Origin of the sequence: Acidovorax sp. sif0632 (genome assembly GCF_019218805.1) — a bacterium.
Taxonomy (GTDB): domain Bacteria; phylum Pseudomonadota; class Gammaproteobacteria; order Burkholderiales; family Burkholderiaceae_C; genus Acidovorax; species Acidovorax facilis.
This window is the reverse complement of record NZ_JAHUWW010000002.1, coordinates 646075-668184: the sequence shown is the minus strand read 5'-3', so window position 1 is coordinate 668184 and position 22110 is coordinate 646075. Positions and strand designations below refer to the sequence as shown.

Genomic DNA, 22110 nt, shown 5'->3' with positions numbered 1-22110 from the left:
TGTTCTCCGGAAATTCTTTTACTGGGGTGCCATCACCGTGGCGGGGCCATCGTCGCCAGGCTGGTCGGCGTCATCGTCTCCGTCGTCCCCGCGCAGCTCCTTGTGTTCGGTTGCCATGTAGTACAGCGGCAGCGCCACGGCCAGAACCAGCCCCAGGCCCATCCACAGCCAGAAGCCTTTGAACAGCAACACGGTGACGACCGTGAATGCCACCGCATGCACCAGCCCCTTGAGCCCGGCGCGCAGCAGCACGGCAATGAGGCCCTGCATGGGCGATTTGCCGCTTTTGCCCATGGCCTGCGCCATTTCCACGAAGGCCTCGGCCGCCTTCCGGGCCTCGCGCATGCGCTTTTCCTCCTGCTGGCGCAGCTTGGCCACGGCAAGGGGCTTGGCCGGGTCTTTGGAGCAGGCATAGGGGTCATCGGCCTCACCACCCTCCTCGCCGCCGTTGCCCTGGCCTTCGCCACCATGCTGCGCAGGCTCTACCACTGCGCGCCACTGCGGGTTGGCGTCCATGAATGCCTTGCGCGACACCCACTGGCCCCGGTCGAAGTGCATGCGCTCGGTCTCCCCCACCTGGTCGTAGAAGATCTCCAGCACTGCAGCCCGCAGGCCCTGGTCAAACAGGGCTTCGAGCTGGCGCAGCGGTGGTGGGTCGCTCGTACCCGTGTCGAACTGGAGCAGAAGGTGCGTGGAAGCGGCAGATGCCGACGCATTGAACCATTGTGCATCCCACAGGGACTCCAGACTGGAGGCCCCTAGTTTGTCCGCCCAGCGTTGGGCCTGTTCCGTGTTGTCTGAGCACAGGTATTGGTACGTGAGCTGTGCGAGCTTCAGCTTGATCGGGTCTTCGAAAAACAGTTGCAAGGTCAGGGTGTTTTGCGACATGGGAAACGCTGTTCACAGCGGTAGGCATTGCGATGGATTGGAATTGTGTGGACCAGGCCCGCGCATGTCCCCTGCGGGCTTGTCCATGCCGGGGCGGCGCGAAGTTGACAAAACGTCCACCGGCACGGGTCGCCAAGGCGCTGATTGTCACAAAACGTTCATGCATACTGGCCGACCCGCGCGCGGAGCGCGCTTTCACCACAATTGGAGGGAAAACAACGATGCGATTCGATACCCGCTTTTTTGCACTGCTGTCTGGCACCGCGCTGATGCTGGGCCCGGTAGCTGCGCAGACCGACCGGGCCGCGCCTGCCCGCGCCGCCGCAGCCACCCCGGCCGCCACGAGCTTTGCAGGCAGCCCACGCGAGAAACTGGTGGTGGCCATGCCCAAGACCTATGCCAAAAGCGAAACCATGCTGCTGTGGGGGGACTACTTCAACCACCTTGCGCGCTGCGGCAACATTGATCTGCAGAATCTGCAAGGCGAATCGCTGGAGAAGAGCACCAACATCGATGTGCTGGGCGAAAAGGAACTGATCGACAGCCTCCTCAGCGGCAAGGCACAGCTGGCGCAGGTCAACCCCGGCCTGGTGCCCCAGTTGGTGGGCGCTGGCCAGCCTGCCCCGTTTGGTGTGCCCGGCAACAAGGCCAGCGGCAAACGCAATTCCTACACACTGATCCTGATCTCGCGCGTGGACAGCCCTTTCACCAAGCCGCAGGACCTGGTGGGCAAGAAGATTGCCCACTCCACACCCACCTCCAACTCCGGCAACCTGGCGCCGCGCGCGCTGTTCCCGGCGATCGGGCTGGTGCCGGACCAGAACTACGAGGTGGTGTTCTCCAACGGCCACGAGCGCTCGGTCACAGGGGTGATGCACGGCTTCTACCCCGCCGCAGCCGTGGCCAGCGATTTGTACCAACGCATGGTGGTCAAGGGCGATGTGAAGGGCTCCAGCATCCGCACGCTGTGGGAGAGCCCGCCCTTCATGACCGAGACCTGGACGCTGGGCAAGGACGTATCGCCCGAGCTGCAGGCCCGCGTGAAGAAGTGCTCGTACAGCTACAGCTTTTCGCCCAAGCTGCGCCAGTTGCTGCCAGGTAATGACACCTTTTTACCCATCAATTTCGAGCGCGACTTCGCGACGGTGATGGAGGTCTACACCAAGACGCAGAAGGCGCAGGCTGCCAAGGCTGCCGCCAAATAAGTCCCGGTGTCAAAAGCGTCTATCGCCGCCCTGCGCAGGCCGGACTCTGGTTTGCGGGCTCAGATGGTGCAGCAACAGATTGACGCCATAACACGACAGAGCCAGGAAAAACAGGCCGCCCTGCACCAGCAGACCCTGGCAAGCAGGGATGCAAACACGAAAGCAGCGCCGGTACCGGAAGGCCGTCGTACCCCTGGCCTGGTGGAAGCCATCAACACTCTTGTCTGAATGCGGCCACTCAGGGGGACGCATTGCGAGAAGTGCGCGGCGGCAAAGCCACCAACTCCATCTCCGACAGCGCTTCAGAATGGTGGCCTGGATAGGTACGGAACGACGGCAGCGCCACCACACCGATGCACATCCTGCCGACAGCCGCTGCCAGCGCGCGCCTACACACCGACCCCCTCGCAGTGCCTACAGTGGATCGCACGAACAGCCGCTGCGCAGTGCACATTCCGTCAGGTGCCATAAGGTGACGTCAGGTGCAACGGCAGCCCCGGCAGCAACCCCAGCAGGAGCAAGCCCCATGCGCATTCACACCCCACCCCGTGCCCATTCGCCCTGGCCGCTGGTCATCGGCGCTGCCGCAATGATGGCGTTGCTGGCGCTCACGGCCTGCTCCACGCCCCGCGCGCCCGAGGGCATTCAGCCCGTTACGGGGTTTGACGTAGACCGCTACGCAGGCCACTGGCACGAGGTGGCACGCATCGACCACGCCTTTGAGCGCGGCCTGACCCAGACCAGCGCCACCTACAGCCGCAACGCCGACGACACGATCAAGGTGGTCAACCGAGGCTACGACCCCGTGCGCAAGGCGTGGAAGCAGGCCGAGGGCACGGCGCGCTTTGTGGATGAGCCCACGCGCGCTGCGCTCAAGGTGTCGTTTTTTGGACCGTTTTACGGCGGCTACAACGTGGTGGCGCTCGATGAAAACTACCAGTGGGCCATGGTGGTGGGCTCCAGCACCGATTACCTGTGGATCTTGTCACGCACGCCCACCCTGCCCTGGCATGTGCGCGAGCACCTCATGGAGCGGGCACAGACGATGGGTGTGGATGTGCGCAAGATTCTGTGGATGCCCGCCGCCAGCGAGCAACACGCCAAGCGGGCCGTGATGACCTGAAAAGCTTCAACGCCAGCAAGCGCGAATCGCTATATTTTTGATAGCTATTCACGCTTACCTAATAAGCGCCAGGGATCCTCTGCACGAATCGAGCGGCAAGTGTGCGCTGCGGATTGGGATGGGCTGCAAGGCGCAAACCGCAGCAATAGCCGCAGCTATTGCGAGTATTTGCAACGCGGCAGACCGCACGAGCCCGCAGATGCACGCGGCGCGGTGATTCGTGCAGAGGGTCCCTTGATGCCATTTCTATTCAAATATCAGCCGATACCCGGCTCGGTGGCCGCCGCCACCAGGCGCTGGGTGTAAGGGTGTTGTGGTGCATCCAGCACGTCGTTCACGCTGCCACCTTCCAACACCGCGCCGTCCTTCATCACCACCACGTCGTGCGCCATGGCGCGGATCACATCCACGTCATGGGTGATGAGCAGGTAGCTCAGGCCCTTTTCTTTTTGCAGCCGCTGCAACAAGCCCAACACCTGCTGCTGGATGGTCACGTCCAAGGCGCTGGTGGGCTCGTCCAGCACCAGCACCTGCGGCTGCACGATGAGGGCCCGGGCGATGGCCAGGCGCTGGCGCTGGCCGCCTGAAAATTCATGCGGATAACGCTCCAGCAGACGGGGGTACTGTGCTTCGGCCAGCCCCACCTCTTCCAGCGCGGCCTCGACGCGCATGCGGCGCTGGGCCACGGTCAGTGTGGGCTCGTGCACCTTCAGGCCCTCGCCCACGATCTCTTCGACCGTGAGGCGCGGGGACAGCGACGAAAACGGGTCTTGAAATACCACCTGCACGCGGCGGCGCAGCTGCTGGTTGGCGGGGGTATTGCGCATGGCTGGTTGCTGCCACGCCTGCCCCCCGACCTGCAACTGGCCGGCGTAAGGCAAAAGCCCCAGGATGGCCTGCGCCAGCGTGGACTTGCCCGAGCCGGACTCGCCCACCACCCCTAGCGTCTGGCCGGGCAGCAATTGCAGCGTGGCGCCCTGCACAGCCACAAACTCGCCCTTTTTGAACCAGCCCTTGATGCCGGGCAGCGGCGTGGGGTAGACCACGCGCAGATCCTGCGTCTTCACCACCGGGGCAGTGCCTGCGGGCGGATCGGACTCGACCACATCGCGGCGGGGTTGGCTGGCAATCAGGCGGCGCGTGTAGGCGTGCTGGGGTGCACCAAACACCTCGGCGACGGGGCCCTGCTCTACCAGCACGCCCTGCTCCATCACGGCCACGCGGTCGGCAAAGCGGCGCACCAGGTTCAGGTCGTGCGTGATGAGCAGCACGGCCATGCCCGTCTGGCGCTGCAGATCACTCAGCAAGTCCAGGATCTGGCCACGCAAGGTCACATCCAGCGCGGTAGTGGGCTCGTCGGCCAGCAGCAGCTTCGGGCTGCTGGCCAGGGCCATGGCAATCATCGCGCGCTGGCGCTGGCCGCCTGAGAGTTGGTGTGGGAAGCTGTTGGCCCGGCGTGCAGGCTCGGGGATGCCGGTCTGGGCCAGCAGCTCGATGGCAGCCTGCGCGCACTGGGCGCCGGTCAGGCCTTTTTTGAGCTGCAGGATTTCGGCAATCTGCAGGCCAATGGTCATCAGCGGGTTGAGCGCGGTCATGGGCTCCTGGAACACCATGGCGATGTCGCCACCACGCACGCCGCGCATCTCGCGCTCTGTCAGCGCCAGCAGGTCGCCCCGCCCTTGCAGCGTTGCCTGCCCGGTGATGGCGGCATTGCCCGCCAGGCGCAGCAGGCTCAAAGCGGTGATGGTTTTGCCCGAACCAGACTCGCCCACCAACGCAAGCTTTTCGCCTGCGGCAATGCTGAAGTTGACGCCCCGCACCACTTCTTTGGGGCCAAAGCGAACGTGCAGGTCCTGAACCTGCAACAAAGGGGTCATGGCCGTAGGGGTCACTGGTCGGCCTTTCGGGGGTCCAGGGCATCGCGCAGCGCATCGCCCATGAAGGTCAGCAGCAACAGGGTGGTGACCAGCACCGCAAAGGTAGACAGCGAAATCCACCACGCGTCAATGCTGTTCTTGCCCTGGTTCAGCAGTTCACCGAGCGACGGCGTGCCCGGCGGCACCCCCAGGCCCAGGAAGTCGAGCGAGGTCAGCGCCAGGATGGCGCCACTCATGCGGAAGGGCAAAAAGGTGACCACGGGCGTCAGGCTGTTGGGCAGGATGTGGCGCCAGATGATCTGGCTGTTGCTCACCCCCAAGGCCCGGGCAGCCTTCACATAGTCGAGCTGGCGGTTGCGCAGGAACTCGGCACGCACATAGTCGGACAAACCCATCCAGCCAAACAGTGACAGCAGGATGAGCAGCAGCGCAATGCTGGGCGCGAACACGGCGCTGAAGATGATGAGCAGATACAGCTCGGGCATGGAGCCCCAGATCTCGATGAAGCGCTGAAACGCCAAGTCGGTCTTGCCGCCAAAGAACCCCTGGATGGCCCCGGTGAGCATGCCCAGCAGTACGCCAGTGATGGTGAGTGCCAGACCAAACAGCACACTCACACGAAATCCGTACAGCAGCTGCGCCAGCAGGTCGCGCCCCCGGTCATCCGTGCCCAGCCAGTTGTCGGCCGTGGGGGCTGACGGGTTGGGCGCCTTGGCAAAGTAGTTCAGCGTGTTGGGGCCGTAGGGGTTCAAGGTGTACAGCGCCCAGTTGCTGCCTGCGGTGATGCGCTCCTTGATGAAGGGATCGAGGTAATCGGTGGGGGTTTCGAAGTCTCCCCCGAAGGTCTTTTCGGAGTAGTCCTTGAGCATGGGAAAGTAGGTCTGCCCCTCATAGCGCACGATGAGCGGCTTGTCGTTGCTGACCAGCTCGGCACACAGGCTCACCAGCACCAGGGCGCAGAAGATCAGCAGGCTCCAGTAACCCAAGCGGTTGCGCTTGAAGCGCAGCCAGGCACGGCGGGAGGGCGAGAGCGAAGGCGATGCGGAAGCAGAACTCATCAGGGCCATGGATTCGTTCGGGCTAGTCAAACTTCACGCGCGGGTCCACCCACACATAACAAAGGTCGCTGACGAGCTTGGTGACCAGCCCGATCAGTGTGAACAGATACAAGGTGCCCAGCACCACCGGGTAGTCGCGACGGATCACACTCTCATAGCTGAGCAAGCCCAGCCCATCCAGCGAGAACAGGGTTTCGATGAGCAGCGAGCCCGCAAAAAAAGCACCGATGAACGCAGCCGGGAAGCCAGTGACGATGGGAATAAGGGCATTGCGGAACACATGCTTCCACAGCACCTGCCGCTCGCTCAAGCCCTTGGCGCGGGCGGTGAGCACATACTGCTTGCGGATTTCTTCGAGGAACGCGTTCTTGGTCAGCAGGGCCGTCACCGCAAAACTGCCCAGCACCATGGCCGTGACGGGCAGCGTGATGTGCCACAGATAGTCCACGATGCGCGCGCCCCAGGTCATTTCATCCCAGTTGGCCGACGTGAGCCCTCGCAGTGGGAACCACTGCAACTGCCCACCAAAAATGACCAGCAGCGCCACGCCCAGCACAAAGCCGGGAATGGCATAGCCCACCAGAATGAGCAGCGTGGTCACCAGATCAAAGCGTGACCCGGCGCGCACCGCCTTGGCCACGCCCAATGGCACGGCGACGAGGTAGCTGATGAAAAAAGTCCAGAGGCCCAGGCTGATGGAAACCGGCAGTTTCTCCTTCACCAGTTGCCACACATCCTTGTTCTGGAAAAAGCTCTTGCCCAGGTCAAACCGCGCGAACTGTCCCAGCATCTGCAGGAAGCGCTCATGGGCAGGTTTGTCAAAGCCGTACAGCGCCTTGATCTGCTCTAGCCGTTTGGGGTCAACGCCCTGCGCGCCCCGGTAGCTCAGGCCGCCCCCCTCGGCGCCGCCACCGCCCACACCGGCCTTGGCCTCGGCCATGTACTGCTCCACCGGGCCGCCCGGCACGAACTGGATCACCACAAAGGTCAGCAAGAGCACGCCCAGCAGCGTGGGCAGCATGAGCAAGACACGTTTGAGAATATAGGCAAACATGGGTGGGCGGTCTTATGGCTATTTCTTGTCTGGCGCGGTCTGGGGAGGAATACGCGCCCACCACGTGTCGATGACCCACCCTTCGCCGCTGGCGTAAGGCGGCACCGTGGCCGGCCGTGCCAGCCGCCAGGCGTTGTAGGCCATGCGGTGTGTGCCCGCCGTCCACTGCGGAATGAGGTAGTGGCTGTGCGCAATGATGCGCTCCAGGGCGTGGCAGGCGGGAAGCAGTTGCGCCTCGGTCTTGGCAGAGGTCATGGCCTTGATCATCGCGTCCACCGCCGGGTTCTTGACGCCCGCAAAGTTGCCGGAATCCTCCACGTCGGCCGCCTGGCTGCCAAACATGTCGGCAAACTCCTGGCCCGGATTGTTGGTGCCCTGGTAGGCAATCGAGGTAATGTCGAAGTCGAACTTCTGCAGACGCTGCTGGTACAGCGCGAAGTCTACTGACCGAAACCGCAAGGTGACACCAATCTTTTCGAGATTGCGCATCCAGGGGGTGATGGTGCGCACGCCGCCTTCATTGCTGTCCATGTATTCGAGCACCATGGCCTCGCCCTTGGCGTTGCGCAGGGCACCGTCGCGCACCTCCCAGCCGGCTTCCTTGAGCAAAGCCTGCGCCCGCCGCAGGTTGGCCCGCAGTGAGGAATCGCCATCCGTGCGCGGGGGCACCGTCATCGGGCCAAACGCGGCAGCCGGAATGTCCTTGCGGTAGGGCTCCATCAGCGCAAGCTCCTCGGGCGAGGGACTGCCCTTGGTTTCGCACGCCGTGTTGCCAAACAGGCCGTTCACCCGCTGGTAAGCGCCATAGAACATCTGGCGGTTCATCCACTCGTAGTCCATGGCCAGGCCCAGGGCCTGGCGCACGCGCGCATCCTGCAGCAAAGGCCGGCGGGTGTTGAGCACATAGCTCTGAAAACCCGAGGGGAGCTTGTGCACAAACTCGCCCTTGACGAGTTCACCCGTATCGAACTTCTTGCCCGTAACACGTCGGGCCCAGTCGCCCGCGCTGAAAAACCGCATGAGGTCAAACTCGCCCGCCTTGAGGGCCTCCAGCCGCGCAGTGTTGTCCTTGTAGATCTTGACAAGGATGTTGTCGAAATTGGCCGTGCCCTTGCGCACGTTCAGGTCGCGCGCCCAGTACTGCGGGTCGCGCACATAGGTGATGTCCTTGCCAAAACGCACCGGGCCGATTTTGTAGGGGCCACTGCCAATGGGAATATCCATCACCACCTGGTCAAACGGCTTGGCCTTGCCGTTCTCGACGCCCCAGTCGCGGCTGAACACCGGCAGGCCACCCACGGTGAGGGGCAGCTCGCGATTGGGCTGCTTGAAGCGGTAACGCACGGTGCGGTCGTTGATCACATCCACGCCCGCCACCTCGATCAGCAGCGTCTTGTAGGCAGGGGATGTGAAGGGGCCCACCAGCGTGTCGTAGCTGTGCTTCACATCCTGCGCCAGCACGGGCTTGCCGTTGTGAAAACGCGCCTCCGGCCGCAGGCGGAAGGTGGCGGACAAACCATCGGGGGCAACTTCCACATCTTCGGCCAGCAGACCATAACCGGTGGCGGTTTCGTCCATCGAACCGGCGAGCAGCGAATCGAACATCAGCGACGACAAATATGCTGGCGCGTTGCCCTTGATGGTGAACGGGTTGTATTTGTCGAAGGTGGAAACCCGCAGGTTGCTGACCAGCCGCAGCTCGCCGCCTTTCGGCGCATCTGGGTTCACATACGCAAAATGCGCAAACCCGGCGGGATAACGCGGCTCGCCCCACAGAGCATACCCATGTGCAGCCCATGCAGGAACCGCACACCCCATCAGCAAAAAAGTCAGCCAAAACCGCATGCGACAATTCTGCACTACGTTCGCCGGGCCCCGCTGCAGATCGCGCATACCCACATGCGCCAGGCCGCCCGCCGACATTTCGCCATTCCAAAAGGAGATTGAACATGGGTTTTCTGACCGGCAAGAAGCTGCTCATCACGGGTGTTTTGTCCAACCGCTCCATCGCCTACGGCATTGCCAAGGCCTGCCACGCACAGGGCGCCGAACTGGCGTTCAGCTACGTGGGCGAGCGCTTCAAGGACCGCATCACCGACTTTGCGGCCGAGTTCAACTCCAAGCTGATCTTTGACTGTGACGTGGGCAGCGACGAGCAGATCGAGCGCATGTTTGCCGAGCTGTCGCAGACCTGGCCCCAATTCGACGGGTTTGTGCACAGCATCGGCTTCGCCCCCCGCGAGGCGATTGCCGGTAATTTCCTCGAAGGCCTTTCGCGCGAGGGTTTCCGCATCGCCCACGACATCAGCGCCTACAGCTTTCCCGCCATGGCCAAGGCCGCCCTTCCCTACCTGAACGACAAGTCGTCGCTGCTGACGCTGAGCTACCTGGGCGCGCTGCGCTCCATCCCCAACTACAACACCATGGGCCTGGCCAAGGCCAGCCTGGAAGCCAGCGTGCGCTACCTGGCCGAGGCCGTGGGCCGCACCGAAGACGGCCGCAGCATCCGCGCCAACGGCATCAGCGCCGGCCCCATCAAGACCTTGGCCGCCAGCGGCATCAAGGACTTTGGCAAACTGCTGAGCCGCGTGGCCGATGCATCGCCCCTGCGCCGCAACGTGACGATCGAAGACGTGGGCAATGTGGCAGCCTTCCTGCTGTCGGACCTGGCATCGGGCATGACGGCCGAGATCACCTACGTGGACGGCGGCTTCAGCCAGACGGCGGGCCTGAGCGCAGACCAGGTCTGATTGTCGCCAAAAATTCAGATCAAAACAGGCCCTAGCGCTTATTGAACAAGCGCCGGTAGCTATATATTTAATAGCAAATGCTCCGCAGGCACTGGCTGGCGTGGCTGAGTTTCACTGCGCTGCCCACGCACGCAGCAGATGCCCCTGCCCTGTTGCTGGCCAATGCGTACCGGCCTGGCATGCCGCTGGCCGACTATTGGGTCAGCGAAAAATACGACGGTGTGCGAGGCTACTGGGACGGCCACACGCTGCGCACGCGGGGCGGCGAAACGGTGATGGCCCCCGCCTGGTTCACCGCCGGGTGGCCCACCACTCCCATGGACGGAGAGCTGTGGGCCGGACGCGGGCGCTTTGCGCACGCCCAATCCACCACGCGCCAACAGCAGCCTCATGAGGCGGCCTGGCGCCAGATGCGCTTCATGGTGTTTGACCTGCCCCGGCACGGCGGCATGTTTGACGAACGGCTGCGGTCGCTCAGTGCCTTGGTGATGCAGATCAACCAGCCTTGGGTCCAGGCGGTGCCCCAAAAGCGCATCGAAAACGATGCTGCCCTGCAGGCCCTGTTGCAACGCACGGTGCGGGCGGGAGGCGAAGGCCTGATGCTGCACCGGGGCAGCTCGCTCTACCAGTCTGGCCGCAGCGACGACCTGGTCAAGGTCAAGACCCACGAAGACACGGAAGCGCGCGTGGTCGCCCACCTGACTGGCAAGGGCCGCCACGCCGGTCGCATGGGAGCCCTGCTGGTGGAAATGCCTTCTGGCCAGCGTTTCCGGCTGGGAGCGGGTTTCAGCGATGCGCAGCGGGCTGCCCCACCACCTGTGGGCAGCTGGGTGACGTACCGGTTTCGCGGCACCCATGACGGGGGCCTGCCGCGCTTCGCGAGTTTTGTGCGTGTGCGGGACGATATGCCACCGGTCCGCTGACGGGGCCACAGCAACCCCTGGCCGATCCCGGCCCTGCGACACGGCGGCCATGCACAGCGGACGGGCAGCCCCTCCCATCCGTTGCTCAATCAGTTAGGCAACAGGACCTTGTCCACCACGTGGATCACGCCGTTGGACTGGTACACGTCGGCAATCGTCACCGTTGCCGTACCGCCCTTTTCGTCCGTCACCATGACAGCATTGCCGCTGGCCTTGGCGGTGAGCATACCGCCCGCCACCGTCTTGAGGCTGGCCATGCCTTTGCCGTCTGCAATCATCTTGGACAACGCAGCAGCGTCGTACTTGCCCGCGACCACGTGGTAGGTGAGCACCTTGGTCAGGGTGGGCTTGCTCTCGGGCTTGAGCAGCGTGTCCACCGTGCCGGCGGGCAATGCGGCAAATGCCGCATTGGTGGGCGCAAACACGGTGAAGGGACCGGGGCCCTTGAGCGTCTCGACCAGGCCCGCAGCCTTCACAGCGGCCACCAACGTGGTGTGGTCCTTGGAGTTCACGGCGTTGTCGATGATGTCCTTGCTGGCCAGCATGGGCGCACCGCCCACCATGACCTGCGCCATAGCAGGCATTGCGGCAGCGGCCATGGCTGCGGTGAAGGCGATGGTGGCGAGGCGGGCGTTGAATCGAAGGGTCATGAGAATCTCCTGAGAGGTGTGTGAAGACAGTCGTCACCGCATGAAAACCACGCGGCTGACAGTCAATACGGCAGCACCACAACAGCGGATTCAAATGCACAAAAAAATCGCTCCGCCAGCCATGCCGGGGGAGCGATTTTCGAGACGCTGGTGCACCCACACGCCAGCGCGAAGACGTGCTTAAACGTTGCGTCCGTACGGGCCGTCGTCGCCCACCTGCACCAGGTTCTGGGCGGTGGCCAGCGGCTTGGGGTTCTTGCCGGTCTTGCCTTGCTCTGCCACGCAGTCGGCGTAGTAGCGCACCTGGCCGTTCTCGTCTTCCACTTCCACCAGACCGTGGATGTCGGTCTCGAAACCGGGGCACAGCTTGGCGAATTCGCGCGCAAACTTGAGGTAATCCACGATCTTCTTGTTGAACACTTCGCCCGGAATCAGCAGCGGAATGCCAGGTGGGTACGGCGTGACCAGGCCCACGGTGATGCGGCCTTCCAGGTGGTCGATCTCCACGCGCTCGGTCTGGCGGTGGGCGATGTGCGCGTAGGCGTCCGAGGGCTTCATGGCGGGCGTCAGGTCCGACAGGTACATCTCGGTCGTCAGGCGCGCGATGTCGTACTTGGCGTACATCTCATGCACGTGCTGGCACAGGTCCTTCAGGCCCATGCGCTCGTAACGTTTGTGCTGCTGGCAGAACTCGGGAAGGATGCGCCACATGGGCTGGTTCTTCTCGTAGTCGTCCTTGAACTGTTGCAGCGCCGTCAGCAGCGTGTTCCAGCGGCCCTTGGTGATGCCGATGGTGAACATGATGAAGAAGCTGTACAGGCCGGTCTTCTCGACCACCACGCCGTGCTCGGCCAGGTACTTGGTGACGATGGACGCGGGAATGCCGGTCTTGTCAAACTTGCCGTCCAGGTTCAGGCCCGGTGTCACGATGGTGGACTTGATCGGGTCCAGCATGTTGAAGCCGTCGGCCAGCTGGCCGAAGCCGTGCCACTTGCTGGCGTTCTTCTTGCCCTTGCCATCGCTGCGGATGATCCAGTCCTCGGCGCGGCCCAGGCCTTCGTCCACGAGCTTTTCAGGGCCCCAAACCTTGAACCACCAGTCGTTCTTGCCAAAGTCGTGCTCCACCTGGCGCATGGCACGGCGAAAGTCCAGCGCTTCGAGCAGGCTTTCTTCCACCAGGGCCGTACCGCCGGGAGGCTCCATCATGGCGGCGGCCACGTCGCAGCTGGCGATGATGCTGTACTGCGGGCTGGTGCTGGTGTGCATCAGGTAGGCCTCGTTGAAGAGGTGGCGATCCAGCTTGGTGGTCTGCGAATCCTGCACCAGCACATGGCTGGCCTGGCTGATGCCGGCCAGCAGCTTGTGGATGGACTGCGTCGCGTACGTCACGGAATGCTTGGGGCGCGTGCGCTTCTTGCCCATGGCGTGGTAGCTGCCATAAAACGGGTGGAAGGCCGCGTGCGGCAGCCAGGCCTCGTCAAAGTGCAGGTTGTCCACGTAGCCGTCGAGCATGCCCTTGATGGTCTCGGTGTTGTAGAGCACGCCGTCGTAGGTGGACTGTGTGAGCGTGAGCACGCGCGGCTTGACCTTTTTCGCATCCACGCCCTTGAGCAGCGGGTTGGCCTTGATCTTGGCCTGGATGGCGGCAGGCTCGAACTCGCTTTGCGGGATAGGGCCGATGATGCCGAAATGGTTGCGCGTGGGCTTCATGAACACGGGGATCGCCCCGGTCATGATGATGCTGTGCAGAATGGACTTGTGGCAGTTGCGGTCCACCACCACCACGTCGCCCGGCGCCACCGTGTGGTGCCACACCATCTTGTTCGATGTGGACGTGCCGTTGGTCACGAAGAAGCAATGGTCGGCGTTGAAGATACGCGCGGCGTTGCGCTCCGATTCACCAATGGCACCGTTGTGGTCCAGCAGCTGGCCCAGCTCTTCCACCGCATTGCACACGTCGGCGCGCAGCATGTTCTCGCCGTAGAACTGGTGGTACATCTGGCCCACAGGGCTTTTCAGAAACGCCACGCCGCCGGAGTGGCCGGGGCAGTGCCAGCTGTACGAGCCGTCTTCAGCGTAGTCGAGCAGTGCTTTGAAGAATGGAGGCTGCACGCTCTCCAGGTAGCTCTTGGCCTCGCGGATGATGTGGCGCGCCACAAATTCGGGGGTGTCCTCGAACATGTGGATGAAGCCATGCAGCTCGCGCAGGATGTCGTTGGGCAGGTGGCGGCTGGTCTTGGTCTCGCCGTGCACATAGATGGGCACTTCGGTGTTCTTGCGCCGCACTTCACCGATGAAGTTGCGCAGGCTCAGCACGATGGGGTCCAGCCCCTCACCCACCGTAAACTCCTCATCGTCGATGGACAAGATGAATGCGCTGGCGCGGCTTTGCTGCTGGGCAAACTGCGACAGGTCACCATAGCTGGTGACGCCAACCACCTCGAAACCCTCAGACTCGATAGCCTGCGCCAGCGCGCGGATACCGAGGCCCGAGGTGTTCTCGGAACGATAGTCTTCATCGATGATGATGATGGGAAAGCGAAACTTCATGCGCAGCCTCCGTGCAACCGTGCCCTGCCCGGCCAAAAAACGAAATAGGCGCGAAGTGTAAGGAATAACCTTGACGCGCCTTTGAACTGCAACCCTTTTGTCCCAGAATGTGGTGCACTAAACACAACCACAACAAGGAGTTGGCTATGGAGGAATCCACCATCTGGTGGCTCGCAGCGGGGGCTGTGGTCGTTGCAGAGCTGCTCACCGGTACGTTCTATCTGCTCATGGTGGCCATTGGACTGGTGGCAGCGGCCCTGGCGGCCCATCTGGGGTTGCCAACTACCGCTCAGATCGTGGCAGCGGCTGTTGTGGGCGGTGGCGCAGTGGTGGGCTGGTACTACCTCAAGAAAAAGCGGCCAGGAGACCCCTCGGCCCGTGCGGATCGCAGTGTGAACATGGACGTGGGCGAAACCATTCTCATCGAGGGCTGGAACGCTGATGGCACCACCACCGTGAAGTACCGGGGTGCCACCTGGACAGCCATCCACCGTCCCGGAGTCACCCCCTCCACGGGCATGCACCGGGTTGCTGAACTGGTGGGCAATCGCCTGCTGGTAGACCCTCTCTAAAAATCCCGCTGTCGCTCACCTTCACAGATCAACAACGAAAAAGAGGCTCCTCATGGAAATTGCCATCGTCATTCTCATCATTGCCGTCATTTTCATCGCGCGGTCCGTCAAGGTCGTGCCCCAGCAAAATGCCTGGGTCAAGGAGCGCCTGGGCAAGTACGCGGGCACGCTCACACCGGGACTGAACTTCCTGGTACCTTTTGTCGACAAGGTCGCCTACAAACACAGCCTCAAGGAAATCCCGCTCGACGTGCCCAGCCAGGTTTGCATCACGCGCGACAACACCCAGCTGCAAGTGGACGGCATCCTGTACTTTCAGGTGACCGACCCCATGCGCGCCAGCTACGGCTCCAGCAACTACATCATGGCCGTGACGCAGCTGGCGCAGACCTCGCTGCGCTCGGTCATCGGCAAGCTGGAGCTGGACAAAACCTTTGAAGAGCGCGACATCATCAACGCCCAGGTCGTGCAGGCCATCGACGAAGCTGCCCTCAACTGGGGCGTGAAAGTGCTGCGCTATGAAATCAAGGACCTGACACCACCCAAGGAAATCCTGCACGCCATGCAGGCCCAGATCACTGCAGAACGCGAAAAACGCGCGCTGATCGCCGCCTCTGAAGGCCGCCGCCAGGAACAGATCAACATCGCCACCGGCGAACGCGAAGCCTTCATCGCCCGATCCGAGGGCGAAAAGCAGGCCGTCATCAACAAGGCCCAAGGCGAGGCAGAATCGATCAAGGCCGTGGCCGAAGCCAACGCCCAGGCCATCGAGCGTGTGGCCTCGGCCATCCGCCAACCCGGTGGCGAACAGGCTGTACAGCTCAAGGTGGCAGAGAAGGCCGTGGAGGCCTACAGCCAGGTGGCAGCAGACTCCAGCACCACACTTATCGTGCCGAGCAACATGACGGAGGTGTCTGCGCTGATCGGGTCGGCGATGAAGATGGTGCAAGCTTCACAGAAAGCGGCCTGAGCGCAAGCAAAGCTTTTTTCGAGGCAACGGCTACCGTCAGCCCAGATATCCCTTTTCCTATGGCTATAATCGAGGGCTTCGGAGAGGTGGATGAGCGGTTTAAGTCGCACGCCTGGAAAGCGTGTGTGGGCTAATCCCCACCGCGGGTTCGAATCCCGCCCTCTCCGCCAAAAATCAAAAAAGCGTCCTTCGGGGCGCTTTTTTCGTTTCGGCCTCTCAAGTGACACGGAGCGCTTTCAGCGCCTCCTTCCCGCCTCGCGAAATGCCGGGAGCGGTTGGACCAAGCCCGCCGATTTGTTGCAAAACGTGTGATTGGTTGTCACGCCGCGGCGCACTCCTCACAATAAATGACTCCACCCAAAAGGAGTGCACCTATGCCCATGGAGCTACTGTTCGTCCTTGCACAGAGCAAGCTGCCCATGATGATCGAGAAGCCCTGCGACGTTGACAAGCTTCGGGTGCTGGCGGCTGCTCAGCTCGTAGAGGTGCAGCTTCCCGATGTGCGTGCCAAGGAGCAAAAAGCAGAGGTTCTTGCCATTTCGCCGCAGGGGCGGGCAGCGCTGGCAACAACCTACCCCCGTCACCCATTCAAGTTCGCGCCCATGCGCTCTGCGCCAGCGCCGGCTTCGGCCGATTGGCTTCCGTCTTTGGACTCCTGCCAGGTGCAGCGCGGTGGGACAAGGACCACGCTGGACTCCTAGTGTCATGCGCATGCTCGCTCTACGGAACATCTGAGCACAACCAAGCTTCTGAATGACTTGCAACCAAAGGCAACAAACCGGGGTCATCTGCGGATATCGCACTTGTCTGACAGACGCTGACCGCGCGTTTTGCTGAAATCCTCTCCATCAGCCATTGAGGCTGACCCGGGAGCTCATTGGGACTCCCACCTTTTTGACAAAGGATCCGCCATGAAGCGCCACCCCTTGACACCCGGAACCCGCGCCCTCGCTGCGTTTGCCGGCACGGTTGTGCTTGCGGTACTGGCGGCGGCATCGTTGTTGATGCCCGATGTGACCGTGCAGTCGGTGGATTCGATGCCGCTTTTGCCCAGTGGGCTGGACCAGATCTTTCCCTCCAGTCTGTTTGAGTGAACTTGTGCATGAGGTGGAGTGTTTAGCATGCCTACTCGCCATGGGTAGCAAAAAGCATAGCATCGGAGTACCATCTGGCGCTGCGCACCGGGATTTTCGGTGGCAATCTAGAATGGAGGACGATCGTGACCACACGTTTTCGAATCTCTGCAAGTCTTTTTTCTGCTCGCTTCTTCGCGCGGCCTGTGGCGGCGACAGCGCTGCTGGTGGCGATGGGAGGATGCACCAGCCCGAGGGATGGCTCCCTTGAAGAATTCGCGCGCTGGCATGACGGTGCGCGCGCCCAGGCCCAGGCCGGGGCGCTGAGCTGGAGCGAACTCTACAAGCAGAGTTTTGACCGCCTGACCGCCCTGCCGCCCTCGTTGCAACAAGACACGCGCCTGGAAAACACGGTGCTGTTGTTATCCACCGCCCGCAAATACGAAGCCAATGAGATCACCGCCCAGCAGTTTGCGATGGAGCGGGAACACATCGAAACGCAATTGCAGGCACGCCTGCGCTAGCCGTTCGCGCCTCAGCGCTGCGGCGCACCCTGCTCCACGATGGCAATGCGCCGACGCAGCGCTGCAGTGGCTTGCTGGTCGCCCGCAGCTTCAGTGCGTTGCGCCTGCACACTGAGCCAGGCCATCAACGGTCTGCGCCAGCCCTGGGCAGAGGCTGTGTCAGCAGCGATAACGATCACCGCCGGGCTGGCGCGCCCCGACTGAAACAGCACCCCAGCTGCCACGAGGCGCGACAGCGGGTCTTCCAAAGCGGGCAACGCAGATGCATCGCCCGATGCAGCCACCTTGCGCTGCGCTTCGGGCAGCAAGCCCACGTCCTGGGGCTGTACTCGCCCCCCCAGATAGTCGGCATAAGCGCGCTCGGGCGCGGCGGCGTCGGCGCGCAGCGGTTCAAAGCGCTCGCAGGGGCCAGGTACCAAGCTGGCGACCTGCGCAGCGCAGCGCATCAGTTCCAGACGGGCCAGCAGGTCTGGGCGCCCCGTGCGGGCCACTTCAGCCCGGGCGCGGTCCCATTCGAGCTGCTCGACGCGGGGGTTGCCCGACAGATAGGCTTCGAGGGCCTTCTGGGCTGAGCCTTGAGCGTTCATCTGCCAGTCGGGCACGGGAGGTTTGCTGGAGCATGCGGACAACAAGGCCGCCGCAACCACCACAGCTCCCAGCAATGACACCCGGAGTGGCCTTGCCAGGTGCATGGGCTTCGAAGGGAATGCAGAAACTGAAAAGGGCTTCATGGCAGCTTGAGTTCCGTATCCCGCGCAAAAGGCCATTTGCGGTTGATTTCGTTGACCAGGCTTTCTACCTTGCGCAGATTGCTTTCCACCTCGGCGCGCAAGGCCCCCAGGTCAGTGGTGGCTTCGCGGGCATTGGCGCCAATGGCCTGGGCTTCCACCAGCACCGCATCCACCTTTTTCAGGCTGGTGCGGGTGTCGGCCAACAAGCCATTGAGCTGGGCCACGGTGGCGCGCACCTCAGGTACCAGCGCTTCCTTGCTGCCTTCGGCGCCAAATACCTGTTTGTCAGCCCGCGCCGCCATGCCATCCAGGCGCGCCAGCAGGGCATTGGTGCGGTCGAGCGTGGCAACAATTTTCTTCCCATCGGCCTCATTGCCCATCAGCACTCCCAGCATGCCGCCGGGGCCATTGAGGCGTTCGGTGAGCGCCTGCACATTGGTCAGGCTGCTGCCCAGGGCAGCGTCCTGCGCCGTGAGCGCATTGAGGTTAGACAGCAGTTCGCGCGCCGAGGCCATGAGCTGCGGGATTTCGGCGGTGGCGTCGCCACGCAGCACGGGGCGCACGGCACCATCGGGCAGGAGCTTGTCGTTCAGCATGCCGGTGTAGGCGCGGATGTTGGTGCCACCCACAATGCCCCGCACCAGTGTGAACACGCTGGATTCACGCAGCCAGTGCGCGTCCTTGCGGGGCACGTCCACGATGATGCGGGCGTTGCCGGTTTCGGCCAGTTCGATGCGGCGCACGCGGCCAATGGGGAAACCCGAGAACGTCATGTCCATGCCCACCACCACGCCTTCAGAGTCGTCGGCCGTCAGCACCAGGGTCTGCGTGGGTTCGAACGCACCACGCGCATACAGCAGGTACAGGCCCGACCCGACGATGAGGGCCAACGTGAACAGCAGCAACGCCGCCGCCTTGATCTCCAGGTAGGCCACCGGGCGCAGGGTTTCCACGGGCGGCACGTCGGTGGCGGGAGAAGCCGGAGCGGGCCCCGGGGGCGGCGTTTGGCGGGCGTTGTGGTTCTCGTCGTTCATGGTGCCGGAAGGTGGGTCGCCGTAAAGGAATGGGGTAGTCGGGTGTCAGCAGACATCGGTCAGTAGTAGTTGCCCATGAGCGAGGCCACCTCGATCATCAGCAGCACGGCAAACATGCGGGCCAGGCCGCCCAGCTCTGAATCGGGCTGGGTGCGATCGCCCGTGTCGTACAGGCCTGCCGCCATGGGGATCAGCGCTACGGCCAGGCTGAAGAACACGGTCTTGAGCGCGAACACCATCGTCACGCTGGGCGTGAACACCTGGCCAAACATGCGGGTGTAGCTGGGCAACCCCGCCAAATTGAAACCATACACCCCCAGGTACGCCAGCACCAGGGCCACCACACAGCTGAGCGCGGCGAGCGTGATGCAGGCGAACACTCCAGCGATCACGCGCGGCAGAAGCTCGATGCGCACCGGGTCCGAGCCATGGGCGCGCAGCGCGTCAAACCGTCCGGTTTGCCGCAGCCGCGTGATCTGCGAGCCATTGGGGATGGTGCAGCGCATGGCGACGAACAGCGCCGCCGTGAGCGGGATCAGCTCCAGCACCAGCACGCGGATCACCATCTCCAGCGCATAGCGCGACAGGCCATAGCTGAGCGCCGTGACCACCACGATGCGCGTGAGCACCAGGCTGATCAGGGCAGCCAGCACCGTAAAGCCGAGCAGCACCGGGGCGGTGTCGAGATACAGGTGGCGTGCCAGCGCCCTGCGCGTGCCCTTGCCATAGCTGGACGGCGACAACACCAGCACCAGCACCACCGCCCCCAGATACAAGATGCGCCACCAGGCGACCGCCCAGCGCCGCGCGGTGTTCCACACACGTTCGGGCAGGGAGAGGCCGGGCAAGCGCGAAATCATGGTCGGATCATAGCGGGGCACTCACAGAGAGCGTTGACGGTGGACTGCCATAGAAATTTTTCGATGTTTTTGGCATCTAGCGCTTGATAGACAAGCGCAAACAGCTATTATTTTTATAGCATTTTCAAACGCAGAAGAAACAGCTACTCACATCCTTGCGGAAGCTGGTGCTTGCAAGCGCCCACGGCAGACCGGGCTACACATGCCGCTTTGCCGCAGCGGTGGCGAACGGCACAGCGGGCTGCGCATCCGCACGCGCGTGCAGGGCTTCGATGATGTGACAGTGGGCATCCGTCCCATCGCAGCGGTTGCGCAGCGCGAGCAGGTCGGCCTCCAGCGTCTGCAGCTCTGCCAGGCGGGCACGCACATGCTGCAGATGGTCATCCAGCGTGTCGCGTGCGGCGTCGCAGTCTTCTTTGCGGCTCCAGTCCAGCGCGAGCAGAGTGCGCACTTCATGCAGCGACATGTCCATGGCGCGGCACAGGCGGATGAAGCGCAGCTGGTGCACGTCGGCACCGCTGTACAGGCGGTAGCTGTTGTCGCCCCGCACGCCGGGGGGCAACAGCCCCTCCTTCTCGTAGTAGCGGATGTTGGCGGCAGACACCCCGGACTGCAGGGCGGCCTCGCCAATGCGAAACTGCACAGCGTTCTGATCCATGGCTTGACCTTCAAGTGACTTCAAGGTTTCCAATCATGCCATCGCTTTCAAAACTGCACGGAGAACCCCCCATGTCTGCCCACTGCCACGACGACCATTGCGCCACTGGCCCTGCCGCCGCCGACCCGCGCTACCGCCGCATCTTGTGGATAGCGCTTGTCGTCAACGCCACCATGTTTGTGGTGGAGCTGGGGGCGGGTACCCAGTCGGGCTCGGCATCGCTGCTGGCCGATGCCATCGACTTTCTGGGGGATGCTGCCAACTACGGCCTGTCGCTGTGGGTGCTGGCCATGGCCCTCACTTGGCGCGCCCGCGCCGCCCTGGTCAAGGGGGCCAGCATGCTGGCGTTTGGCATGTTCGTGATTGGGCGCGTGGCCTGGGGTGCGTGGCAAGGCACACCGCCCGAGCCCTTCACCATGGGCAGCGTGGGCCTGCTGGCGCTGGCGGCCAACCTGGGCGTGGCCGCCCTGCTCTATGCCTACCGGGAGGGCGACGCCAACATGCGCGGCGTGTGGCTGTGCACCCGCAACGATGCGCTGGGCAACCTGGCGGTGATGGGCGCTGCCCTGGGTGTGTTGGGCACCGGCACCGCCTGGCCCGATCTGGGGGTGGCGGCCATCATGGCAGGCTTGGCCATCAGCGGCGGCTGGAGCGTGATACGCCACGCGCGGCAAGAGCTGGCCAGCACCACCGCACAGCCACAACCGCAAGGGCACTGATCCATGCGCGTGCACCTATCGACTCCGTTGAGCGCCCCGCCTGAATGGGTGGCTGCGCAGCTGCAAAGCACCGCTGTGTTCCGCCACATCACCGCGCCGCTCATCCAGTTTCACCCCGCACGGGGCACGGAATGGCCCACGCACTGGGCTCCCGGCGAGCTGGCGCTGCACATGCGGTTGCTGGGCGTTTTGCCCATGGGCCCGCAAACCGTGCGCATCTCCATCGAGCCGGCTGCACAAAGGGGCGGCTGGCCCACGCTGCGCGACAACGGAGAAGGCGTGCTCATGCGCCGCTGGGACCACCGCATCACCCTGCAGCCCCTGTCCGATGGCCGCACGCTGTACACCGATGACATCGAGGTGATTGCGCGCCACCTGCCCTGGCTGATGACACCGCTGAGCGCCCTGTTTGCCCAGGTGTTCTACCGGCACCGCCAAAGGCGCTGGCGCCAACTGGCCGCGCAGCATGCCGCCGGGGGCGCCGCCCCCACCGCGCTACACAGGTGCGCCGCGTTCAACCACCTGCTGGCCAGCTTTGCCCGCCAGCCTGACGCGCCCCCCGCCCAGCGCTGGCGTTGGCTGGAGGCCGCCCACGTGCTGGGACAGACCTCATTGCCCCTGCACTGGCGGTCACACACCGCCATGCTGCGCTACGCCCTCGCACTGGGAGATGCGCGCGAGGCCACCGGCCAGCTGCTGCGGCTGGCCCTGGTGCCCCTGGGGCACCTGCTGGCACTGCTGCCGTTGGGCAACATCGGGCGCTCCCACGTGAGTGCTTTCCGGCCCATGGTGCCAGCGGCAGAAGTCACTGTGCTGATGGACCAGGCGCTGGAAGAAACGGCGATCCGCCCCGTGCAGCCGGGCGACCACGGCGTCTGAAAACTGCGCACC

22 protein-coding genes and 1 tRNA gene are annotated in these 22110 nt (G+C 63.4%); 12 read left to right on the top strand and 11 right to left on the bottom strand.

Going from position 1 to position 22110, the window contains the following annotated elements; all coding sequences use genetic code 11:
• Positions 1-18: 18 nt before the first annotated feature.
• Positions 19-888 (bottom strand): hypothetical protein, encoded by an 870-nt coding sequence (locus tag KW832_RS08250; RefSeq protein ID WP_218299505.1) that lies wholly within the window; start codon positions 886-888, stop codon positions 19-21.
• Between the two features lie 221 nt (positions 889-1109).
• Between KW832_RS08250 and KW832_RS08245 the strand changes: the two genes are divergently transcribed.
• Together KW832_RS08245 and KW832_RS08240 are read left to right on the top strand one after the other, a co-directional pair.
• On the top strand, positions 1110-2093 hold the full coding sequence (locus KW832_RS08245; protein ID WP_255577578.1) for a PhnD/SsuA/transferrin family substrate-binding protein: 984 nt from the start codon (positions 1110-1112) through the stop codon (positions 2091-2093).
• Positions 2094-2619: 526 nt separating this feature from the next.
• Entirely contained in the window at positions 2620-3216 is a 597-nt protein-coding gene (locus KW832_RS08240) for a lipocalin family protein (RefSeq protein WP_218299504.1), read from the top strand.
• Positions 3217-3473: 257 nt separating this feature from the next.
• On the opposite strand, the gene KW832_RS08235 is transcribed toward KW832_RS08240, so the two are convergent.
• From KW832_RS08235 to KW832_RS08220, 4 genes are read right to left on the bottom strand one after another with little or no spacing between them, the layout of a single operon-like run.
• Entirely contained in the window at positions 3474-5093 is a 1620-nt protein-coding gene (locus tag KW832_RS08235; RefSeq protein WP_218299503.1) for an ABC transporter ATP-binding protein, read from the bottom strand.
• A gap of 11 nt (positions 5094-5104) precedes the next feature.
• Positions 5105-6151, bottom strand: a complete 1047-nt coding sequence (locus KW832_RS08230) for an ABC transporter permease (protein WP_218299502.1) — start codon at positions 6149-6151, stop codon at positions 5105-5107.
• A 22-nt stretch (positions 6152-6173) separates the two neighbouring features.
• Positions 6174-7205 (bottom strand): microcin C ABC transporter permease YejB, encoded by a 1032-nt coding sequence (locus KW832_RS08225; protein WP_218299501.1) that lies wholly within the window; start codon positions 7203-7205, stop codon positions 6174-6176.
• 18 nt (positions 7206-7223) lie between these two features.
• The gene (locus tag KW832_RS08220; RefSeq protein WP_218299500.1) at positions 7224-9050 is read right to left on the bottom strand and encodes an extracellular solute-binding protein; all 1827 of its coding nucleotides are present in this window, start codon (positions 9048-9050) and stop codon (positions 7224-7226) included.
• A gap of 104 nt (positions 9051-9154) precedes the next feature.
• Here KW832_RS08220 and fabI point away from each other — a divergent pair, with 104 nt between their 5' ends.
• The gene (gene fabI / locus KW832_RS08215; RefSeq protein ID WP_218299499.1) at positions 9155-9955 is read left to right on the top strand and encodes an enoyl-ACP reductase FabI; all 801 of its coding nucleotides are present in this window, start codon (positions 9155-9157) and stop codon (positions 9953-9955) included.
• A gap of 77 nt (positions 9956-10032) precedes the next feature.
• Positions 10033-10878 carry a DNA ligase gene (locus tag KW832_RS08210; protein ID WP_218299498.1) on the top strand — a complete coding sequence of 282 codons (846 nt, stop codon included), beginning with the start codon at positions 10033-10035 and terminating at the stop codon, positions 10876-10878.
• A gap of 89 nt (positions 10879-10967) precedes the next feature.
• On the opposite strand, the gene KW832_RS08205 is transcribed toward KW832_RS08210, so the two are convergent.
• Entirely contained in the window at positions 10968-11528 is a 561-nt protein-coding gene (locus tag KW832_RS08205; protein ID WP_218299497.1) for a fasciclin domain-containing protein, read from the bottom strand.
• A 180-nt stretch (positions 11529-11708) separates the two neighbouring features.
• A complete protein-coding gene (locus tag KW832_RS08200; RefSeq protein WP_176885630.1) occupies positions 11709-14078 on the bottom strand; it encodes an arginine/lysine/ornithine decarboxylase in 2370 nt (789 codons plus the stop codon).
• A 146-nt stretch (positions 14079-14224) separates the two neighbouring features.
• On the opposite strand from KW832_RS08200, the gene KW832_RS08195 reads away from it, so the two are divergent.
• The 6 genes from KW832_RS08195 to KW832_RS08170 all read left to right on the top strand — a co-directional run bounded on the left by KW832_RS08195 (position 14225) and on the right by KW832_RS08170 (position 17217).
• Positions 14225-14650 (top strand): NfeD family protein, encoded by a 426-nt coding sequence (locus KW832_RS08195; RefSeq protein WP_199731180.1) that lies wholly within the window; start codon positions 14225-14227, stop codon positions 14648-14650.
• A gap of 52 nt (positions 14651-14702) precedes the next feature.
• Positions 14703-15620: an SPFH domain-containing protein gene (locus KW832_RS08190; RefSeq protein ID WP_121506757.1), complete on the top strand. Its 918-nt coding sequence runs from the start codon at positions 14703-14705 to the stop codon at positions 15618-15620.
• A gap of 80 nt (positions 15621-15700) precedes the next feature.
• Positions 15701-15790, top strand: a tRNA-Ser gene (locus KW832_RS08185).
• Between the two features lie 210 nt (positions 15791-16000).
• Complete coding sequence (locus tag KW832_RS08180) at positions 16001-16321, top strand: hypothetical protein (protein ID WP_255577577.1); 321 nt, start codon at positions 16001-16003, stop codon at positions 16319-16321.
• 210 nt (positions 16322-16531) lie between these two features.
• Positions 16532-16714, top strand: a complete 183-nt coding sequence (locus tag KW832_RS08175) for a hypothetical protein (protein ID WP_055393434.1) — start codon at positions 16532-16534, stop codon at positions 16712-16714.
• 125 nt (positions 16715-16839) lie between these two features.
• On the top strand, positions 16840-17217 hold the full coding sequence (locus KW832_RS08170; RefSeq protein WP_370628650.1) for a hypothetical protein: 378 nt from the start codon (positions 16840-16842) through the stop codon (positions 17215-17217).
• Between the two features lie 11 nt (positions 17218-17228).
• Here KW832_RS08170 and KW832_RS08165 read toward each other — a convergent pair whose 3' ends face one another.
• The 4 genes from KW832_RS08165 to KW832_RS08150 form a co-directional block, all read right to left on the bottom strand.
• Positions 17229-17909: a hypothetical protein gene (locus tag KW832_RS08165; RefSeq protein WP_218299764.1), complete on the bottom strand. Its 681-nt coding sequence runs from the start codon at positions 17907-17909 to the stop codon at positions 17229-17231.
• 35 nt (positions 17910-17944) lie between these two features.
• Positions 17945-18982 (bottom strand): MlaD family protein, encoded by a 1038-nt coding sequence (locus tag KW832_RS08160; RefSeq protein WP_218299495.1) that lies wholly within the window; start codon positions 18980-18982, stop codon positions 17945-17947.
• A 59-nt stretch (positions 18983-19041) separates the two neighbouring features.
• A complete protein-coding gene (locus KW832_RS08155) occupies positions 19042-19842 on the bottom strand; it encodes an ABC transporter permease (protein ID WP_055393443.1) in 801 nt (266 codons plus the stop codon).
• 196 nt (positions 19843-20038) lie between these two features.
• Positions 20039-20500, bottom strand: coding sequence for a Cd(II)/Pb(II)-responsive transcriptional regulator (locus KW832_RS08150; protein WP_055393445.1), 462 nt, complete (start codon positions 20498-20500; stop codon positions 20039-20041).
• Positions 20501-20571: 71 nt separating this feature from the next.
• Between KW832_RS08150 and KW832_RS08145 the strand changes: the two genes are divergently transcribed.
• Positions 20572-21219 carry a cation transporter gene (locus KW832_RS08145; RefSeq protein WP_218299494.1) on the top strand — a complete coding sequence of 216 codons (648 nt, stop codon included), beginning with the start codon at positions 20572-20574 and terminating at the stop codon, positions 21217-21219.
• Between the two features lie 3 nt (positions 21220-21222).
• A complete protein-coding gene (locus KW832_RS25885) occupies positions 21223-22098 on the top strand; it encodes a DUF3703 domain-containing protein (protein WP_370628649.1) in 876 nt (291 codons plus the stop codon).
• Positions 22099-22110: the final 12 nt, after the last annotated feature.

Coding starts and splice junctions, on each gene's coding strand:
- KW832_RS08180 (WP_255577577.1), top strand. CDS start 16,001: ATGGAGCTACTGTTCGTCCTTGCACAGAGCAAGCTGCCCATGATGATC.
- KW832_RS08165 (WP_218299764.1), bottom strand. CDS start 17,909: ATGCACCTGGCAAGGCCACTCCGGGTGTCATTGCTGGGAGCTGTGGTG.
- KW832_RS08250 (WP_218299505.1), bottom strand. CDS start 888: ATGTCGCAAAACACCCTGACCTTGCAACTGTTTTTCGAAGACCCGATC.
- KW832_RS08245 (WP_255577578.1), top strand. CDS start 1,110: ATGCGATTCGATACCCGCTTTTTTGCACTGCTGTCTGGCACCGCGCTG.
- KW832_RS08175 (WP_055393434.1), top strand. CDS start 16,532: ATGAAGCGCCACCCCTTGACACCCGGAACCCGCGCCCTCGCTGCGTTT.
- KW832_RS25885 (WP_370628649.1), top strand. CDS start 21,223: ATGCGCGTGCACCTATCGACTCCGTTGAGCGCCCCGCCTGAATGGGTG.
- KW832_RS08235 (WP_218299503.1), bottom strand. CDS start 5,093: ATGACCCCTTTGTTGCAGGTTCAGGACCTGCACGTTCGCTTTGGCCCC.
- KW832_RS08190 (WP_121506757.1), top strand. CDS start 14,703: ATGGAAATTGCCATCGTCATTCTCATCATTGCCGTCATTTTCATCGCG.
- KW832_RS08145 (WP_218299494.1), top strand. CDS start 20,572: ATGTCTGCCCACTGCCACGACGACCATTGCGCCACTGGCCCTGCCGCC.
- fabI (WP_218299499.1), top strand. CDS start 9,155: ATGGGTTTTCTGACCGGCAAGAAGCTGCTCATCACGGGTGTTTTGTCC.
- KW832_RS08160 (WP_218299495.1), bottom strand. CDS start 18,982: ATGAACGACGAGAACCACAACGCCCGCCAAACGCCGCCCCCGGGGCCC.
- KW832_RS08155 (WP_055393443.1), bottom strand. CDS start 19,842: ATGATTTCGCGCTTGCCCGGCCTCTCCCTGCCCGAACGTGTGTGGAAC.
- KW832_RS08240 (WP_218299504.1), top strand. CDS start 2,620: ATGCGCATTCACACCCCACCCCGTGCCCATTCGCCCTGGCCGCTGGTC.
- KW832_RS08195 (WP_199731180.1), top strand. CDS start 14,225: ATGGAGGAATCCACCATCTGGTGGCTCGCAGCGGGGGCTGTGGTCGTT.
- KW832_RS08220 (WP_218299500.1), bottom strand. CDS start 9,050: ATGCGGTTTTGGCTGACTTTTTTGCTGATGGGGTGTGCGGTTCCTGCA.
- KW832_RS08230 (WP_218299502.1), bottom strand. CDS start 6,151: ATGAGTTCTGCTTCCGCATCGCCTTCGCTCTCGCCCTCCCGCCGTGCC.
- KW832_RS08210 (WP_218299498.1), top strand. CDS start 10,033: ATGCTCCGCAGGCACTGGCTGGCGTGGCTGAGTTTCACTGCGCTGCCC.
- KW832_RS08200 (WP_176885630.1), bottom strand. CDS start 14,078: ATGAAGTTTCGCTTTCCCATCATCATCATCGATGAAGACTATCGTTCC.
- KW832_RS08150 (WP_055393445.1), bottom strand. CDS start 20,500: ATGGATCAGAACGCTGTGCAGTTTCGCATTGGCGAGGCCGCCCTGCAG.
- KW832_RS08205 (WP_218299497.1), bottom strand. CDS start 11,528: ATGACCCTTCGATTCAACGCCCGCCTCGCCACCATCGCCTTCACCGCA.
- KW832_RS08225 (WP_218299501.1), bottom strand. CDS start 7,205: ATGTTTGCCTATATTCTCAAACGTGTCTTGCTCATGCTGCCCACGCTG.